This window comes from Neptunomonas qingdaonensis (genome assembly GCF_900113275.1).
Taxonomy (GTDB): Bacteria; Pseudomonadota; Gammaproteobacteria; order Pseudomonadales; family Balneatricaceae; genus Neptunomonas; species Neptunomonas qingdaonensis.
This window is the reverse complement of record NZ_FOOU01000013.1, coordinates 1-16,991: the sequence shown is the minus strand read 5'-3', so window position 1 is coordinate 16,991 and position 16,991 is coordinate 1. Positions and strand designations below refer to the sequence as shown.

Here is a 16,991-nt window from a genome sequence, read left to right as displayed (position 1 = left end):
ATAATAGCAGTGCCCCTAAAGCTTATTAACCCTCGTCAAGGAACTGACAACTTAACATGCTTTTAGTTTTAATTTTAGCCTAACTTGATTGTTTGTTTTGTTGGGCCGCGTGATGTTGTTCGCTTAAATAAAGCACTTGTTCTGAAAGAATCTGTGTCGCTAGTACGCAATCTTGTGAAGAGATAGCGGCGAATAAACGCTCATGCTGGCTATGGATAACTTCTTTCTGGCGATAACGATGTGCCACCATGTTAGCCACAGGCTGTAAAGCTTCAATGACGGTATGCATGACAAAGCCTAGCATACGGTTGCCCGTTGCATTAGCGATCAAACGATGAAAATTGACGTCAGATGCGCAAAATTCTTCTGCAGAAATGCTGGGATCCGCTTGAGTCCGGAGTTCGAGAAGCATAGCGTCCAGATCTTCGGCGCTACGATTCTGCGCAGCTAGCCTGCAGCAAATACTTTCAAGTTCCAAACGTGTTTGAGTGATCTCTTCCAGTGAAAAAGCATTTAATCCCATTAAAAGAGTCGTTGCTCCTGCCAATGAGTCGCTTAGGTCACTTATACTGGGGCGGTTAACAAAGGTTCCCCCGGTTGGGCCGCGTTTAGAGCGCACAAGATTTTGCGCTGCTAAGCGTTTTAGTGCTTCGCGGATAGTTGGGCGTGAGACCTTGAAGCGTATTGCTAGCTCGTCTTCGGTTGGCAAACGATCATCAGCCGCTAATGACCCATCGATAATAGACTGACGTATCTGGTCTGCTATTTGGCGAGAGAGGCTTTGTTGGCTGACGGGTTCAAAATCTATAGATTTCACACGGTATCACTCATAAAAAACAGAATCAGAGTATTTCATAGATTGGACTTATTGTTAAATTGTAAAACCAATATTACGGCCGCCATAGACATAACGGTCAGGAAATAAAGTAATGCAGTCAAAGCGGGCAAGGCTCGATCGTTTCTTGAGTAGTTATCTGCAGATTAATCGTAAAGATGTCAGGCTGATGCTGGCACATAACCGCGTGACGGTTGATGGTGTGGTGGCGAAGAATATTGACCAGTTGGTTGATGAGTTCTCACGTATTGTCTTGGATGATCGGGTATTGCAGACCAATAGCCGCGTTTATCTGATGATGCATAAACCGGTAGGTGTGGTTAGCGCCACTAAGGATGAGCAGCACCGGACTGTGATTGACCTGCTGGATAACAGGGTCGATAAAAACGCTCTGCATATTGTCGGGCGTTTGGATCTGAATTCATCAGGTTTATTGCTGCTGACTAATGATGGCCGCTGGTCGCGACAGCTGACCTCGCCGCAAAATAAAGTCACTAAGGTGTATCAGGTCACGTTACAAAATCCCCTTTCACAAGAGTATATCGCGGCGTTCGAAGAGGGGATGTATTTTGCGTATGAGAATATCACCACGCAGCCGGCTAAACTGCAAATTCTCTCGGAATTTGTCGCTCAGGTGAGCCTGACCGAAGGGCGTTATCATCAAATAAAGCGGATGTTCGGTCGATTCAGAAACCCTGTTTTGCATTTACATCGCACCGCTATTGGTGCGCTGTCACTTGACCCTGGATTAGCGCCCGGTCAAAGCCGGGAATTAACAGCCTATGAAAGCACTCATATTAATATGCCTATTGAGCATAAATTAACAGCGGATGATGGCTGACTCTGCGACAGACCGGGAATAAATGCGTAAAATGCAGCCTTTACTCTAACTAAGTAACCTTTTTTCTGGAACGGTTCTCTGAACAGTTCTCCGGAACGATTCTCTGGAAGCCCCGAATGATACGTTTAACCAATATTCAATTACCGCTTGATCACGATGAACAGGCAATCAGCAACGTTATATTGTCGCGTTTATCTATCAAAGCTGATGACCTGGTCAGCTATAACGTGCATCGGCGCGGCTATGATGCCCGTAAAAAAACCAATATCGTCCTCATCTACACGCTGGATGTTGAGACAAAAAATGATCAAGCGCTTCTGGAAAAATTTGCAGATGATCAGTTAATCAAAGCAACACCGGACATGAGTTACCAGTTTGTTGCGCAGGCTCCGGCTAACTTGCAGGAACGTCCTGTCGTGATCGGTTTCGGCCCCTGCGGCCTGTTAGCCGGCTTAGTACTGGCGCAAATGGGCTATAAACCTATCATCCTTGATCGCGGTAAAGAGGTACGTGAGCGTACCAAAGATACCTTTGGTTTCTGGCGTAAAAAAATTCTCAACACCGAGTCTAACGTGCAGTTTGGCGAAGGCGGGGCAGGCACCTTCTCTGATGGCAAGTTATATAGCCAGGTGAAAGATCCGAATCATTATGGGCGTAAAGTATTAAGCGAATTTGTAGACGCCGGTGCGCCGGACGAAATTATGTTTGTCAGTAAGCCGCATATCGGTACCTTCCGTTTGGTTTCAATGGTTGAAAAGATGCGCGCAAAAATTATCGAGCTGGGCGGCGAAATACGTTTTAGCGCTCGGGTGGATGATGTGCAGATCGAAGCGGGGCAGATTTGCGGCGTTACGTTGGCAGATGGCGAAGTGATCAAGTCCAAACATGTCGCCTTGGCGATCGGTCATAGTGCGCGTGACACTTTTCAGATGTTGTATGATAAAAATGTCTATATCGAAGCCAAGCCGTTTTCTGTTGGTTTCAGAATAGAACACCAGCAATCCCTGATTGATGAAGCACGTTTTGGAGCCAATGCCGGTAATGAGATTTTGGGGGCTGCCGATTACAAACTGGTGCATCACTGTAAAAGTGGTCGTTCTGTGTATAGCTTCTGTATGTGCCCGGGCGGTACTGTGGTGGCAGCGACGTCAGAGGAGCACCGTGTAGTGACTAACGGTATGAGCCAGTATTCACGTGCAGAGCGCAATGCAAACAGCGCTATCGTTGTCGGTATTGATCCATCGGATTATCCGGGCGGCCCACTCGCCGGGATCGACTTCCAGAGACAGCTGGAAAGTAACGCTTACGTTCTGGGAGGTGAAAACTATGATGCGCCCGCGCAAAAAGTCGGTGACTTCCTCAAAGGTGTCTCATCAGAAAGCATCGGTAGTGTCGAGCCATCGTTTAAGCCGGGCATCAAGCTGACTGATCTGTCGAAAGCGTTGCCCGATTTCTGCATTGAGGCAATTCGCGAAGCAATACCGGCGTTCAACAGAAAGATAAAAGGCTTTGCGCTGGAAGATGCGCTGCTGACTGGAGTGGAAACCCGCACCTCTGCCCCTATCTGCATCAAACGCGGCAAAGATTTCCAGAGTATCAATACTCACGGTCTGTTTCCGGCGGGTGAAGGTGCAGGCTATGCAGGTGGTATCATGTCAGCAGCAATAGACGGTATTAAAATCGCAGAAGCCATGGCGCTGAGCCTTAATAGTCAACAAGAGTAACCAGCAAAGCAGCCACCGCTGGTAAGGAGTAACGTATGTACGTACTGATGGATATCATGGTATCGCCCAGCGGCGTAGGTGTTTCCATTTCACCTTATGTGGCTATGTGCCAGAAGATCTTTGAAGAAGCAGGGCTAACCCACAGCATGCATGGCTACGGCACCAACGTAGAAGGCGAATGGGATGATGTGATGGCCGCGGTGAAGCGTTGCCATGAAGATCTACATAAGGCTGGCGCAGTAAGGATTATCAGCCACATGAAGCTGGGTACGCGTACAGACCGCATGCAAACCATGGAAGATAAAGTCAGCAGTGTTCATGAAAAAATGGATCATGAAAAAACAGCTCAGGACTAAAGTTCTTAGGACAAAACAGCTCAGACAAAGCTCGTCACTGAATAGCGGCTAAACTTACCAGGCTATTAGACCCGCTGGCCTGTCACTCTCAGATCAGTGGGCTTTTCTTTGAAATATGGTCATTTCAGCACAGTGAAAACATATCACTTTTTAGCTCTCTTTTTTGTCATCACGCTGGCGGTCACGTCCGGTAATCTACTGTCCAATTACATCTCTGTGCGCCTTGTAGCCTATGGCGTACAACAAGCGAATGCCGCTATGGATGTAGAGCGCAAGAGAATCGTAGACAAGATGAAAGTGGATTTAGATCAAAAGCACGAAGCTGCCAAAAAGCAGCGTTCACGTAGTAAAAAAGCACAAGCTATGTGGCGCTCCTGTTTAGACTGGACAGCCATGCACCAGCAAAAACCAACCTACACCACTGAAAAAGAAAGCAAAAAGCAGTGTGATATCTATCATCGATATGTCGATACGGGGGTGTGACTTTTATCGAGCCTTATTTTATTGCTCAGCGTGCTTTATTCGGGCGCAGAGTAGCGTGCATGTCTGATTCGGGCTTCAATCTTTTTGAAAAAGTGAGGATGATGGATAACCCAGCCCCCCATAAAGCCAATTAGGCTGCCCAGCGTAATATCAACTAAGCGGAAATAAACTAAAGGTTCGCGCTGGGGATTGTATCTATACGCTCAAAGTCGCTTTGTGTACTTTTGTTGAGTGAAAAATAAGCAGTGCCTGAATCACTGCTATGCTGGGCTTTAGAGGAGATGTTCAGTTGAAATAGACACACTTATCCACAGGAAGTGTGAGTATCTTTATTGGTTTTCATTTTTCGCATGATTGTTATCACTATGCCTGCTTCAATGGAAGCGATTGTTGTTGATAGCTTTGATAAAGAGTAAAACTCTTTATTTGAAAACCTTAGTTATTTAACTTCTGTTTGAAAACAGCGGTTATATAACGGAACTGCTTGCCGTACTTTAGCGTCGAAGCATCATACCGTTAGTTAACAAGCCATTAGAACAAGCCTTTAAAACAAGACACTTTTCAAGCGGGGACACACACATGACAGAAGACACAACCCAACTCATTACACAACAACGCGCAGTGCTGGCAGGTGGTTGTTTTTGGGGTATGCAGGATCTGATTCGAAAGTTGCCGGGTGTTGTGGCGACACGGGTCGGTTATACCGGTGGTGATGTGCCCAATGCGACGTATCGTAATCATGGGACCCACGCTGAGGGTATTGAGATTCTATTCGACCCTGATCAGGTCTCTTACCGTCGTATTCTGGAATTGTTTTTCCAGATTCATGACCCTACAACGCCTAATCGGCAGGGGAATGACCAAGGGATGTCTTACCGCTCAGCCATTTATTATGTTAATCCAGAACAGAAACAGGTGGCTGAGGATACGATTGCCGATGTTAACGCTTCAGGTTTATGGCCGGGATTAGTAGTGACTGAGTTGCAACCGGTGGGGGATTTCTGGGAAGCTGAACCTGATCATCAGGATTATCTTGAGCATTTCCCTGGCGGTTATACTTGCCATTTTCCGCGGCCGGACTGGGTGCTGCCAAAGTCTTCTGCTTAATAATTAAGCAACGGTGTAGTATTTAGATAAGCACCGATGTTATGATTTGTTAAATTGTAAGACAAATAGGGGTTTTGTGATGTTTAAAGCACTGGTTCTGGATCAAGTAGACGGTAAAACGATTGCCGAAATTAAAACGTTGGATGTCAGTGATCTGCCTGATGAAGATGTATTAGTCGATGTAGATTACTCATCGATTAATTTCAAAGACGGCTTGGCCATTACCGGAACAGGTAAAATTGTCAGCAAATTCCCTATGGTTCCGGGTATCGACCTGGTCGGTACTGTGGCAGAAAGCAGTAGCGATGCTTATAAAGCCGGTGATCAGGTTGTTCTCACGGGTTGGAGTGTTGGTGAGCGTTTCTGGGGTGGATTGTCGCAGAAAGCGCGTCTTAAATCAGAATGGCTGGTACCGCTGCCAACTGGTATGTCGCCTGAAGTGTCGATGTCGATTGGTACCGCTGGTCTTACTGCCATGTTGTGTGTGATGGCGCTGGAAGAGGGTGGCGTAACTCCGGATAAAGGCCCTGTGGTTGTGTCGGGTGCAGCTGGCGGTGTAGGTTCTGTTGCCGTGGCTATACTGGCAAAACTGGGATACGAAGTGGCAGCGATTACTGGCCGCGCAGAAACTGAACCTTATCTGCGTGGTTTAGGTGCGACGACTATTTTAACGCGTGAAGAGATGAGCGAGAAAGCTCGCCCACTGGAGCGCCAACGTTGGGCGGGTGGTATCGATACGGTCGGTGATGCCATGCTGGCGCGGATTCTGGCAGAAGCGGATTATAATGCGACGGTTGCGGCCTGTGGTTTGGCTGGCGGCTTTAAATTGCCAACCACCGTGATGCCGTTTATTTTGCGTAATGTGCGTTTGCAGGGTGTCGATTCGGTCATGTGCCCGGTTGAGCGCAGAGTAAAGGCGTGGAACCGTTTACAAACAGACCTGCCTGCCGCGGCCTTGGGCGAGATCAGTCAGGTTATCAGTTTAGATCAGGTTCCTGAATACGCTTCAAAAATTGTTAACGGCCAGGTTCAGGGCAGAACTATCGTAGATTTAAATAAGTAATGATCTGAGCAAGCTTTCTTTATCTGAATAGCGCTTGGAGTTTTTATCCAGCAAAAGAGTGCTGTTTAAAAAATAGAAAGAGACCTTTTCGTCATTTCAGCGTTACTCTAAAGCCGCCTGTCGTTATCTCTTGTTTCGTCATAACAGAGATTAACGGTAGGCGGCTTTGTCCGTTATGATGGCGCTATTATCAATATAAGGACACGCCATCGTGTTGTATCCGCTTACTTTTATTCTGTTATTTTGCTTCTCGTTTACAGCGCATGCAGTGTCGGTAGTGGATGATGCTGGCCATGATGTCATTCTTCAGCAGCCCGCGCAGCGTATTGTGACGTTGGCCCCTCACTTAACCGAGCTGTTGTTTTCATTAGAAGCCGGGGAGCGGATTATCGCTACGGTTGATTATAGCGATTACCCGGCAGCGGCTTTGTCGATCCCGCGCATTGGCGGGGCAGAAGATATTAGCGCTGAAGTGATACTGGCATTGCAGCCGGATCTGGTGGTTGCCTGGGATAAAGGCAGTCCTGCAGAGGTTCTGGCGCTGTTGGAGTCTTTGGATGTTGTGGTGTATCGGGCTTCTAGTCAGGCCATTATCGGGGTTGCGAAGACCTTGCTTGATCTGGCGGTGTTAACAGGAAAAACACACATAGCCACACCGCTGGTGGAGCAGTTTAAGGATGAGGTAGCCAATGTAAAAAATCGGTATCAGGATAAAGCGCCGGTCAGTGTTTTTTATCAGTTGTGGAGTGAACCTTTGATGACGGCCAATAAGCAGCAGATGATCAATGAGATGATCACGCTCTGTGGAGGTTCTAATCTGTTCTCTGAGCAGCTTGAAGTCGTACCCCAAACCAATGTTGAAAGTATTTTAGTGCTTAATCCCGATGTTATTTTAGCGCCAGAACAAGGTACGCCACCAGACTGGCGACAGCGTTGGCAGGCATGGCCGGAGATTACAGCAGTCAAAGGGCAGCATCTTTATTCGCTTAATGCAGACTTGATAAACCGCCCGACACTGCGCAGCGTTGAAGGACTGAAGCAGGTGTGCCAGTTATTAGATCGGGTGCGTGCAGACCAGGGGCGCTCAGAGCAGCGTTAGTAGGTTTTTCACTTCCATTACGCTCGTCGGGTCAGGATTTTTTCCTTGGTTTCCAATAGATCTCGGTGCTACCCGCTCTGCGCGCCAACGTGCGGGCACAGACAAACAGCAGATCTGATAAGCGATTCAGGTACATCGCGCCTATCGGGTTTTGCTTTTCTGCATCGCAAAGCCGAATCATCTGACGCTCTGCACGACGACAGATGCTTCTTGACTGGTGACAGTATGCCGCCGCGCGGCTTCCTCCGGGCAGTATGAACTCTGTTAGCGGAGGAAGTTGTTCATTGAGTGTGTCGAGATGATTTTCCAGCTCAGTGACGATGTCGGGTGTGATCGCCTGATAGTCATGATTCGCCATAGCGATCTCTCCTCCCAGGTCGAAGAGATCATTCTGAATCTGAAAGAAGACAGGCTTTAACGGATCTTCGGCTGTTAGCTCGGTCAGCAAAATACCCAACACCGAATTAAGCTCATCAATATCGCCCAGCGTTTCAATACGCGCAGAGGTTTTTGAAACTCTGCTGCCATCGGCAAGACCGGTGGTACCTTTATCGCCGGTGCGGGTATAGATTCGTGTCAGCCTGTCTTTCATCGGTATTTCCTTTCTATTAACCTTAGAGCACTGCTTTAAGCGTCACAAAGCCAGCACGTCCTTGAGTATTGTAACCAGAGACTTGCTCGTATTCTTTATCCGTTAGGTTAAGCAGTTTTCCTTCAATAGTGAAGGTCTGGTTAAGTTGCTTGCTAACCGTCAGGTTAATAATGCCGTAGCCAGCGACATCACTGGGTGTGTCTTTCTTGCTACTTTGAGCAATGAATTCAGTACGCAGCCGATATTGGCCCACACGGTAGCTGACCGAGCTGCTCAAGGTTCGATGGGCGCGACGAAGCAGGCTCGTATCAGTCACTTCGTTGTGCGGGCTTTGAATCACCACCGAAGTGCTCCAGTTCAGATTGTCCAGAGACAAGCTATGGCCCAGCTCTACCCCTTGGATTAGTACTTTATCCACATTCTGCCCTTGGTAAATACCACTAAAAGGAGCGGTTTCAACAAAATTTATCAGGTTATCTATTTGATTGTAGAACGCGGCAGCACTGACGTGGTTCGTTGTGTTGATCTGGTATTTTGCACCGACCTCATAGTTTTTGGAGGTTTCTGGTTGAAGGTTAGTATTGCCTCCGTAACCATATAGGTCAGATGCGCTTGGTGCCCGAAAAGCGGTGGCAATACTGGCGTATAGATTAAGATCAGGGGTTGCCTGGTAGCCGTAGCTGGTTTCCCATGTATTATGCTGACCGAAGGTTTCATGGTCGGTAACTCGCGCGGCTAATACCAGACTGTGTTTGCCGATCTGAATATTGTCCTGTAGAAAAAGCGCATGAGTATCGAGGGTTTCGTCAAAACCAGTGCCGAACGATAACGATTCTATTGCTTCGCGCTGCAATGAGATGCCTGCAGTGAGTGCGTGATCACCTACAAAATAATCGTTCTGCCACTCTAACTGAGTACGCCGTGTGTGTGCAAAATCAGGCGATTGGTTTTGATCTAACTCATCGTTAAATAGACCTAATTTAATGCGGGACAACCAGCGATCACTAACCTGTGTATCGATATCAAGATTAATCGCCTGTTGTGTGAAATCCTGATCTTGTTTGATAATCGCGATCGTGGGGTAGTTTGAGTAATCTTCAGCCAGGTATTCGGTATTACCTTCATTGTGTATCAGGTTCAGTTTTATCTCAGTTTCGCCCAGTGTATGCGCGGCTGTCGCGTTGAGGCTGAGGTTGTCGTGTCCGGTTTTAATATCCGATCCTTGTAAAGCCGGAAAACCGTCAGTGCTGCTGTTGTTCAGGCTAAAACCCAAACGAGAGCCTTGTTGTGTCTTATGGAAGGTTTGAAAGCCCGCTTCCTTAGTATTATTGCTACCCGCTGTTGCATGCGCAGTGAATGCAGGGCCTGTCTGGCGGGTAAATATCTGAATAACTCCGCCGATCGCTTCAGATCCATAAAGCGTCGAGCGGGGGCCTTTAACAACCTCGATGCGCTCAATGTTATCGGGATGAAGGTAGCTGATATTAGCTGATCCCAGAGTGCCGGGATTTATCTTCATGCCATCAACCAAGACCAGAGTATGGTCACCCTCAGTTCCTCGGGTGAAAATAGAGGTGATCTGCCCTGGGCCGCCGCTTCGCGTTATCTCTACACCAGACACATAACGCAGAATATCAGTCAGGTCAGATGCCTGCATTTGTTCAATCTGCTGACGAGAGATAACAGTAACACTGGCAAGTGCTTCATCCGTTGTTTGTGCTGAACGAGTTGCCGTGACTGTGATGGTATTTAAGTGTGCAATCTGTGATTCAGAAAGTATATCTGAAGCAAACGAGCTACTCGCTACAAAAAATGCAGCTGCAGTAATAAAATGGGATTTCATGTAAACGACCTTTATATGCGCCCGCCGCGCATTGGGTTAGATGAGAAACAGGCCGATATCCGGACTTTCGACTGCTCTGAGAGTAATCGATTACCGTTGCGGGGGCAGTGTCGGCTTTGTATTAGCGCTAATAGTAAGAGCAATACGCACCGTTCTTCCCGTTTAACCTTTGCAGGCACCTGAGTAACTGGAGGCGGAGTTTACAGGGTGGTTTTTAGTGATGCAATCAGAGAGGCGTTGGCGGTTAGCAGGTTGCCCATAGGTGCACTATGAGCAACTATTTAAATGATGCTTCTTTCATAGCGTATTATGCATCATAGTGCTCAGCAAAGTTACGAATCTCGTGTGAGAGGCGTTCGACCCGATCTGCTGCTTTTTCCAGCTCTTCCAGTACCGCAGTGCTGATCGCTGATTCAACGATTAATTCTAAATCAGAGAACTTGGACTCGCCAATCTGACTGCGAAGTTCCGCTGTTAATTTTCCCTTAAATGCTTCAACAACATTGTGAGAGTGCTGTGTTTGCTTCTGTGACATGGACAGATCCTCCTTGTGAATTATTTGTTGTTGGGTAGCAGAATATGTTCATCTTGTTCGTGAATATCGCGTGCGTTACCTACAACACGTGGGTCTGGTGTTAGCAGAATATCGGGGTTTTTATTGGGGTAGGGCAGCGAGTTCAATATAAAGCGCATGGCATTTATACGGGCGCGTTTCTTGTCATCTGATTTGATAACAGTCCAGGGGGCATCTGCAGTATCGGTATAAAAAAACATCGCTTCTTTGGCTTCAGTATAAGCATCCCATTTATCCAGTGATGCCAGATCAATGGGAGATAATTTCCACTGTTTTAGCGGGGCAACTTTACGTGCCTGAAAGCGTTCAAACTGCTCATCTCTGCTAACGGAAAACCAGAGCTTATATAGACGAATACCGCTACGCACTAACATACGCTCAAAGTCAGGTGTCTGGCGCATAAATTCAAGATATTCGGCAGGAGAGCAAAAATTCATAACTCGCTCGACACCGGCACGGTTATACCAGGAGCGGTCAAATAGTAAGATGTCACCTTTGGTCGGGAAGTGTTTTACATAGCGCTGGTAGTACCACTGGCCCTTCTCTTCTTCGGAGGGCTTTTCAAGTGCAATCACTTTTGCGCCACGAGGGTTCAGGTGCTCCATAAAACGTTTTATTGTGCCCCCTTTACCGGCAGCATCCCGCCCTTCAAATAGAATAACAATACGTTCGCCGGTTTCGCGTGCCCAGCTTTGCATTTTCAACAGTTCTATCTGTAGATCTTTTTTGAGCTTTTCGTATTCCTTTCGGGATAATTTTTCTTGGATTGCAGTTTCGTCTGAGCTGTTTTTTATTTCTACAGGTGAATCCTTCAGCTCAGATGCCGTCTCAGGTGTTTCAATAGTTTCTTGCGGCACTACTTGTACAAGATCATCCATCAGTTTCTCCTCTTAAAGACTGGTTGTAATAATAATTATCCTCTCTCTTGTGACAATTCCTTTGACCGAGATCACTTAATTAATGATATCTGATATAAGAGCGATAAAGGCGGTAAAACAATCGATGAATTTTGAGTGAAGGCGCGGGATGAGAGCCCGAAATGAGAACCTGGTATGCGAGCCCGGCATTATAATCCGCTATGAGCGCCGAAATATTTTGTATTCCTTGGAGTACTCGATATAGTTCGTACGTTGGGATGTTTTAATTTATTGCGTTTGAAACACGTTGCAAAGTTAATACGACCGTTTAAATATTGTGCGCTTAAAAATAAAATGGAAATCAGCGAAGTTATGAAAAAGCAGTCACTGAATCAAAAGGAATCGGTAGAGAAATCAGAGCTATATAAGGCATTGTCTGCTTCGCGTACGTCATTTATATCAACCGGTGTTTTTAGTTTCTGTATCAATATACTGATGCTGGCACCGATTATTTACATGCTGGAAGTTTACGATCGGGTGCTCACCAGTAGCAGTGAATCAACCCTGTTGATGCTTACATTGTTGCTGGTATTTCTTTTTATTGTGATGGGAACGCTGGAGTGGGTTCGCTCACAGGTGTTGATTGTCACCGGTAATCGATTAGAGAAAAGCCTGGGTCCACGTGTGTTTGATTCGTTGTTTAAGCAGTCACTGGCGTCGGGAGGGAGTGTCTCCACAGCGCAACCTTTGTCAGATCTTTTAACACTTCGGCAGTTTTTGGGAGGCGCCAGCCTGCTAACGCTTTTTGATGCGCCGTGGCTGCCTATTTATCTGGGAGTTGTATATCTGTTCCATCCCCTGATGGGCAGCGTAGCGCTTGCTGCCGCTATTTTTCTGATTATTCTCGCCATCGTTAACGAGCGCCTGACACGACGTGATATTCAGGATGCTAACAAGCTGAATATCGAAAACACCCACGAAACTCAATTGAATTTACGTAATTCAGAAGTAATTGAAGCGATGGGGATGTTGCCTCGATTGCGCGATCGCTGGCAGCAGAAGCAGAATGAGTTACTGGCGCTGCAAACCCGAGCAAGTCGGCAAGGTGGTTTGATAACAACACTGTCTAAGACTTTTCGAATGACCATGCAGTCTTTGATGCTGGGGCTCGGGGCTTATCTGGCAATACAGGGAGATATCTCCGGTGGTACTGTGATTGCCGGATCAATTTTGTTGGGTAGGGCACTGGCTCCGATCGATCAGTTGATTAATTCATGGAAGGGCTTTTTAGGTGCCAGGGGAGCATATACGCGTTTGTCGGCCCTGCTGGAAGCGAATGCCTCGCAGGAGCCGCCTATGCAACTGCCGCCACCACAGGGGCGGGTCGAGTTTAAAAAAGTATTTGTGGCGCTGGGTGAAAACGCGGAGCCTGTATTACAGGATATTAGTTTTGCCATTGAATCGGGTACGTCAGTCGCCATCATCGGGCCAAGTGCGGCCGGTAAGTCCACTTTAATACGTGCCATGCTCGGCATCTACCAGACTACTAGGGGCGCGATTCGCTTAGATGGCGCTGAGCTTAAGCAGTGGGACCGAGAAGTCTTGGGTGAGCATATAGGCTATTTGCCGCAGGATATTGAGTTGCTGGAAGGGACGGTGAGTGAGAATATCGCCCGCTTTGGGGAAGTCGAACCAGAAAAGGTAGTCGCTGCGGCTACGGCGGCAGGTGTGCATCAGATGATCTTGCAGTTGGCTGATGGCTACTCAACCAGAATTAAAGCGCATTTGTTATCAGCTGGCCAACGGCAACGTATTGCGCTGGCACGTGCGCTATATGATAACCCTAAGCTCGTCGTGCTGGATGAGCCCAATTCGAATCTGGATACGGAGGGTGACCTTGCGTTGGCAAACGCATTACGGAGCTTGAAAGCTGCCGGGTCTACGCTGATCGTTGTTACCCATCGGAATAACTTATTACAGTTAGTTGATAAGGTAATGGTGCTGTCAAACGGTACCCTAGTGGCATTTGATGAAACGGCAGTAGTGATGAAAAAGTTAAGTCAGGGGGCCGCCTCGCCTAGTCCCGCCGTACAGTCAGCACCTGGTATAGCTCCTATAGCAGCCCAGTCCACAACTCAGTCAGTAACCCATAACGCTGTGGTAGAGAACTAATTATGTCTGATGTAAAAAAAGCTGACACGACAACCCAATATCTCGAAAAATCGGTGGATGACAGCCGTTTTCTGATGATTGGTTTCATCATTATTCTTGTGGTTTTTTTCGGTTTGGGTACGTGGGCGGCGGTTGCTCCTATCGCCAGTGCTGCGCATGCTCAGGGTAAAGTACGTGTCGAGAATAATAAGAAAACGGTACAGCATCTTCAGGGAGGGATTGTTAAGTCTGTGTTGGTGCGAGATGGTGATCATGTCGAAAAAGGCCAGGTATTAATGGTCCTGGATGATACCCAGGCCAAAGCTCAGTTAGAGGTGATTCAGGGGCAATATATCTTGTCTCGCGCGCGTGAAGCGAGGTTGATTGCTCAGCGTGACCAATTGGAGTCTGTTGTGTTTCCTCAGGATTTACAGGATCTTAAGGAAGATAGAAGGGTGCAGGAGGCGATCGATGTACAGCGCCAGATCTTTCAGGTGCGCAAAGAATCCTATGAAAATGAGTTGGCGCTATATGTTCAGCAAGCCGAGCAGCTGGAATCTCAGTTAACCGGTCTTGATGCACAAAGAAAGAGCCAGGAGCGACTGGTGTATTCATACTCTACTCAGCTTAAGGATCTGAAATCTCTGGAAGCAAAAGGCTTTGCTGAAAGAGGTCGTGCACGCGAAATTTATCGGGAATTGGCGCAGAGTCGCGGCGAGTTAGGCGAGCTGCTGGCGAGTATTGCCTCAACAAAATCTGAAGTAGTGGCTTCAAAGCTACAGGCCTTACAATTACAAAAAGAACTGCAAAGAGAGGTCGCAGCAGAAGTTGATGAGCTGCAAGAGCGGTTGTTTCAACTGGTAGAGCAGCGTCAGGCTTTGCTGGACACCTTGGCTCGTACTCAGATCCGTTCGCCGCAATCTGGCACAGTACTAGAGCTTGCAGTTCATACCGTCGGTGCCGTCATAGGCGAAGGTGAAAAGCTGATGGAAATTGTCCCTATGGGCGTGCGACTGATCATAGAGGCGCGGGTATCTCCTATAGATATCGATCGAATTGCTATTGGACAGATTGTTGATGTGCGCTTTTCAGCATTCAAAATGAGAGAGACGCCAAAAATAGAGGGCAAACTGATAAACCTATCGGCTGATAGTATCCTCGACCCGAATGATTCGACGCAGACACCTTATTATCTGGCGATCGTCGAATTGACCGAAGAAGGGCTCCGGTATTTACAGGGCAGCGACCTTAAACTGGTCGCTGGTATGCCTGCTGAGGTCTTCATCAAAACAGGTGAGCGCACCTTGTTCCAGTATTTCGCTGATCCGCTAGTTAATACTGTTGCGCGTTCATTTATTGAAGATTAGCCAAGATGGCTTTTTTCGTATCCGACTGATTTCTAAACAGTTAGCGAAATCAAAATAGAACATCTGTTTTAATTTCTTCTTCTATTGTGTCTTATTGAAAAAAACCTGTCTAAAACGTCAGGTTTTTTTACATATTGAGAACGTAATCAGACAGAAAAAATTAGTTCATTAGTGTGACTAAATTATTCCTCAATAAAAAAGGTGGCAGTCTCTTCTAACTCATTGTTTTTTATTGTTAATATTCTTTAGATTATTCTTGTTAATATTCTGTTCAGCTTAGGCTTTTCTGTTGGTATGTTAATTGCTGGTTTTAAATTTAGCTTAGTGCTGGTATGTGGCTAGTCGCTTTTAAAATCAGCACATATCAAATAAAGGAGTTTCTTGAAACCCCTACATCTGTTTAATACAGGTGGGAAAACCCAACTTAACAAAGGTGTTTAACATGAATAAATTGATCGCTGTATCTGCTTTGATGGTGGCCGCTGCTCCTGCTTTTGCTAATCCTGTTCCAAATGGAACTGTTCCTGAGCCAGGTGTGTTGGCGTTGATGGGGGCTGCCGCTGTTGCATTCTTTATTGCACGTCGTATGAAAAAGTAAAAAGAAAAATGCGAGACGTTTACGTCTCGCTTTTTTTAGTACAGTTTTGCATATAAAAATAAGTTCTGGATGACGTGTTAATACTTACGAGCATAATTTTCTTTTTTCTAGAAGTAAGGTCTTAAAAAACGCTGCTACCCAGATCGATTCCACTAAGAAGTAAGAATAAGAAGGAATTTTGTTATGTCCACTATGACTATTCGTGTGACTTCACCAGCTTTAAACGGAACAGATCAGGGTGCTCCAAGTTATATGGATGTAGAAATCACACACAGCAGCACCTTAAACGGGATTTATGACGCTTACTGTCTTCACCCTGGTTTGTTTATCACAGTAGCACCTCATACATATGATGATGCTAATGCTAATGCTGGTAATGACGTTGATAATAATACCAGTAATTATACCGACGCAGGCGTCACTTCTAGCATAACTCAGAAACAAATTTCTCAGATCAACTGGCTTTTGTCGCAAAACTTTACTTCAGATCCCAAATATGACGATCAGTTTAACTATGGTGAAGTGCAAGCTGCTATCTGGGAGATCTTGGGATACACACCGTTGTACTATAACAACGTCGGTATTACTTCAGAACTTTTATCTAATTATGGCGATCAAGAAGTTGATCCGCTTGATATTAAATTTTTAGTGACTAAATCCCAAGCTGCAGTTGCCAGTGGTATTAATGTTCTTCCTTCAGATACCTTCTTCACGATGGTTGTCGATCCTGATGGTGGTACTGATGGTAATGTTCAGCCGCTGATTATCCAACTAAATTCAGCAAAATTGGGTGATTATGTTTGGTTGGATGAAGATGCAGATGGTATCCAGGATGAAAATGAACTGGGTGTTGATGGCGTTGTTGTAGAGCTTTATGATGCCAGCAATAATTTGGTATCAAGCACAAAAACAGGCGACGATTACAGCACCGCAGAAGTTGAAACAGGCTATTACCAATTTACAGGCCTGAAAGCAGGTGATTACACTGTTAAGTTTTTAACACCTGCAAATATGCTGCTAACAGTTGCTGATGCTGCAGACAATTCACAAGATAATTTTGACAGTGATGCCGGTGTTCTGACGGGCATGACTGAAAAAATTACCCTAGCCGAAGGCGAATCAAATCAAAGCATTGATGCGGGGCTCTATCAGGCGGCGAGCATTGGCGACCAGGTGTTTAATGACAAGAACGCCAACGGTATTCAGGACACTGGCGAAGGTGGTGTCGCGGGAGCGAAGGTCAGCCTGTTCAACTGTGATGGCACGGCGGCCAATGACATCAATGGCAATCCGGTGGCATCGATCACGACCGGTGGGGACGGGATTTACAATTTCACGAACCTGGCCCCGGGCGAGTACTACGTGCAGTTCACGGCGCCAAGTGGCTACGTGATCACGCAGCAGCTGGCAACGGACGCGGATGCGGCGGGCGATGACTCGGATGCGAATGCGGCGGGTATCACCAGCTGTGTGGTGCTGGAGTCGGGCGAGACCGAGGAAC

At 46.7% G+C, this 16,991-nt stretch carries 16 protein-coding genes and 1 riboswitch; of the genes, 11 read left to right on the top strand and 5 right to left on the bottom strand.

The window, feature by feature from the left end:
- Positions 1-79 precede the first annotated feature (79 nt).
- Positions 80-817 carry a FadR/GntR family transcriptional regulator gene (locus tag BM099_RS15930; protein WP_090729341.1) on the bottom strand — a complete coding sequence of 246 codons (738 nt, stop codon included), beginning with the start codon at positions 815-817 and terminating at the stop codon, positions 80-82.
- 112 nt (positions 818-929) lie between these two features.
- On the opposite strand from BM099_RS15930, the gene BM099_RS15925 reads away from it, so the two are divergent.
- From BM099_RS15925 to BM099_RS15895, 7 genes are all read left to right on the top strand, one after another.
- The gene (locus tag BM099_RS15925) at positions 930-1,676 is read left to right on the top strand and encodes a pseudouridine synthase (RefSeq protein WP_090729339.1); all 747 of its coding nucleotides are present in this window, start codon (positions 930-932) and stop codon (positions 1,674-1,676) included.
- A 116-nt stretch (positions 1,677-1,792) separates the two neighbouring features.
- A complete protein-coding gene (locus BM099_RS15920; RefSeq protein WP_090729338.1) occupies positions 1,793-3,400 on the top strand; it encodes an NAD(P)/FAD-dependent oxidoreductase in 1,608 nt (535 codons plus the stop codon).
- A 35-nt stretch (positions 3,401-3,435) separates the two neighbouring features.
- Complete coding sequence (locus tag BM099_RS15915) at positions 3,436-3,756, top strand: MTH1187 family thiamine-binding protein (RefSeq protein WP_090729336.1); 321 nt, start codon at positions 3,436-3,438, stop codon at positions 3,754-3,756.
- A 108-nt stretch (positions 3,757-3,864) separates the two neighbouring features.
- Positions 3,865-4,239, top strand: coding sequence for a hypothetical protein (locus BM099_RS15910; protein WP_143083790.1), 375 nt, complete (start codon positions 3,865-3,867; stop codon positions 4,237-4,239).
- A 579-nt stretch (positions 4,240-4,818) separates the two neighbouring features.
- Positions 4,819-5,346, top strand: coding sequence for a peptide-methionine (S)-S-oxide reductase MsrA (gene msrA, locus BM099_RS15905; protein WP_090729333.1), 528 nt, complete (start codon positions 4,819-4,821; stop codon positions 5,344-5,346).
- 79 nt (positions 5,347-5,425) lie between these two features.
- Entirely contained in the window at positions 5,426-6,409 is a 984-nt protein-coding gene (gene acuI, locus BM099_RS15900) for an acrylyl-CoA reductase (NADPH) (RefSeq protein ID WP_090729331.1), read from the top strand.
- A 211-nt stretch (positions 6,410-6,620) separates the two neighbouring features.
- Positions 6,621-7,508 carry a cobalamin-binding protein gene (locus tag BM099_RS15895; RefSeq protein WP_177201210.1) on the top strand — a complete coding sequence of 296 codons (888 nt, stop codon included), beginning with the start codon at positions 6,621-6,623 and terminating at the stop codon, positions 7,506-7,508.
- A gap of 31 nt (positions 7,509-7,539) precedes the next feature.
- Here the strand turns inward: BM099_RS15895 and BM099_RS15890 are convergent, their stop codons facing one another.
- The 4 genes from BM099_RS15890 to ppk2 form a co-directional block, all read right to left on the bottom strand.
- Positions 7,540-8,100 (bottom strand): cob(I)yrinic acid a,c-diamide adenosyltransferase, encoded by a 561-nt coding sequence (locus BM099_RS15890; protein ID WP_090729326.1) that lies wholly within the window; start codon positions 8,098-8,100, stop codon positions 7,540-7,542.
- Between the two features lie 22 nt (positions 8,101-8,122).
- On the bottom strand, positions 8,123-9,943 hold the full coding sequence (locus tag BM099_RS15885) for a TonB-dependent receptor domain-containing protein (protein WP_090729322.1): 1,821 nt from the start codon (positions 9,941-9,943) through the stop codon (positions 8,123-8,125).
- Between the two features lie 33 nt (positions 9,944-9,976).
- Positions 9,977-10,141, bottom strand: a riboswitch (cobalamin riboswitch).
- Between the two features lie 109 nt (positions 10,142-10,250).
- Entirely contained in the window at positions 10,251-10,478 is a 228-nt protein-coding gene (locus tag BM099_RS15880) for a phosphatase (RefSeq protein ID WP_090729320.1), read from the bottom strand.
- Positions 10,479-10,498: 20 nt separating this feature from the next.
- On the bottom strand, positions 10,499-11,395 hold the full coding sequence (gene ppk2, locus BM099_RS15875; protein WP_090729318.1) for a polyphosphate kinase 2: 897 nt from the start codon (positions 11,393-11,395) through the stop codon (positions 10,499-10,501).
- 351 nt (positions 11,396-11,746) lie between these two features.
- Here ppk2 and BM099_RS15870 point away from each other — a divergent pair, with 351 nt between their 5' ends.
- From BM099_RS15870 to BM099_RS15855, 4 genes are all read left to right on the top strand, one after another.
- Positions 11,747-13,546 (top strand): type I secretion system permease/ATPase, encoded by a 1,800-nt coding sequence (locus tag BM099_RS15870; RefSeq protein ID WP_090729316.1) that lies wholly within the window; start codon positions 11,747-11,749, stop codon positions 13,544-13,546.
- Between the two features lie 2 nt (positions 13,547-13,548).
- Positions 13,549-14,892: an HlyD family type I secretion periplasmic adaptor subunit gene (locus BM099_RS15865; protein WP_090729314.1), complete on the top strand. Its 1,344-nt coding sequence runs from the start codon at positions 13,549-13,551 to the stop codon at positions 14,890-14,892.
- A 442-nt stretch (positions 14,893-15,334) separates the two neighbouring features.
- Entirely contained in the window at positions 15,335-15,490 is a 156-nt protein-coding gene (locus BM099_RS15860) for a PEP-CTERM sorting domain-containing protein (protein ID WP_090729312.1), read from the top strand.
- Positions 15,491-15,742: 252 nt separating this feature from the next.
- Positions 15,743-16,991, top strand: a 1,249-nt coding sequence (locus tag BM099_RS15855) for an SdrD B-like domain-containing protein (protein WP_280522156.1), incomplete at its 3' end; no start/stop codon positions are given.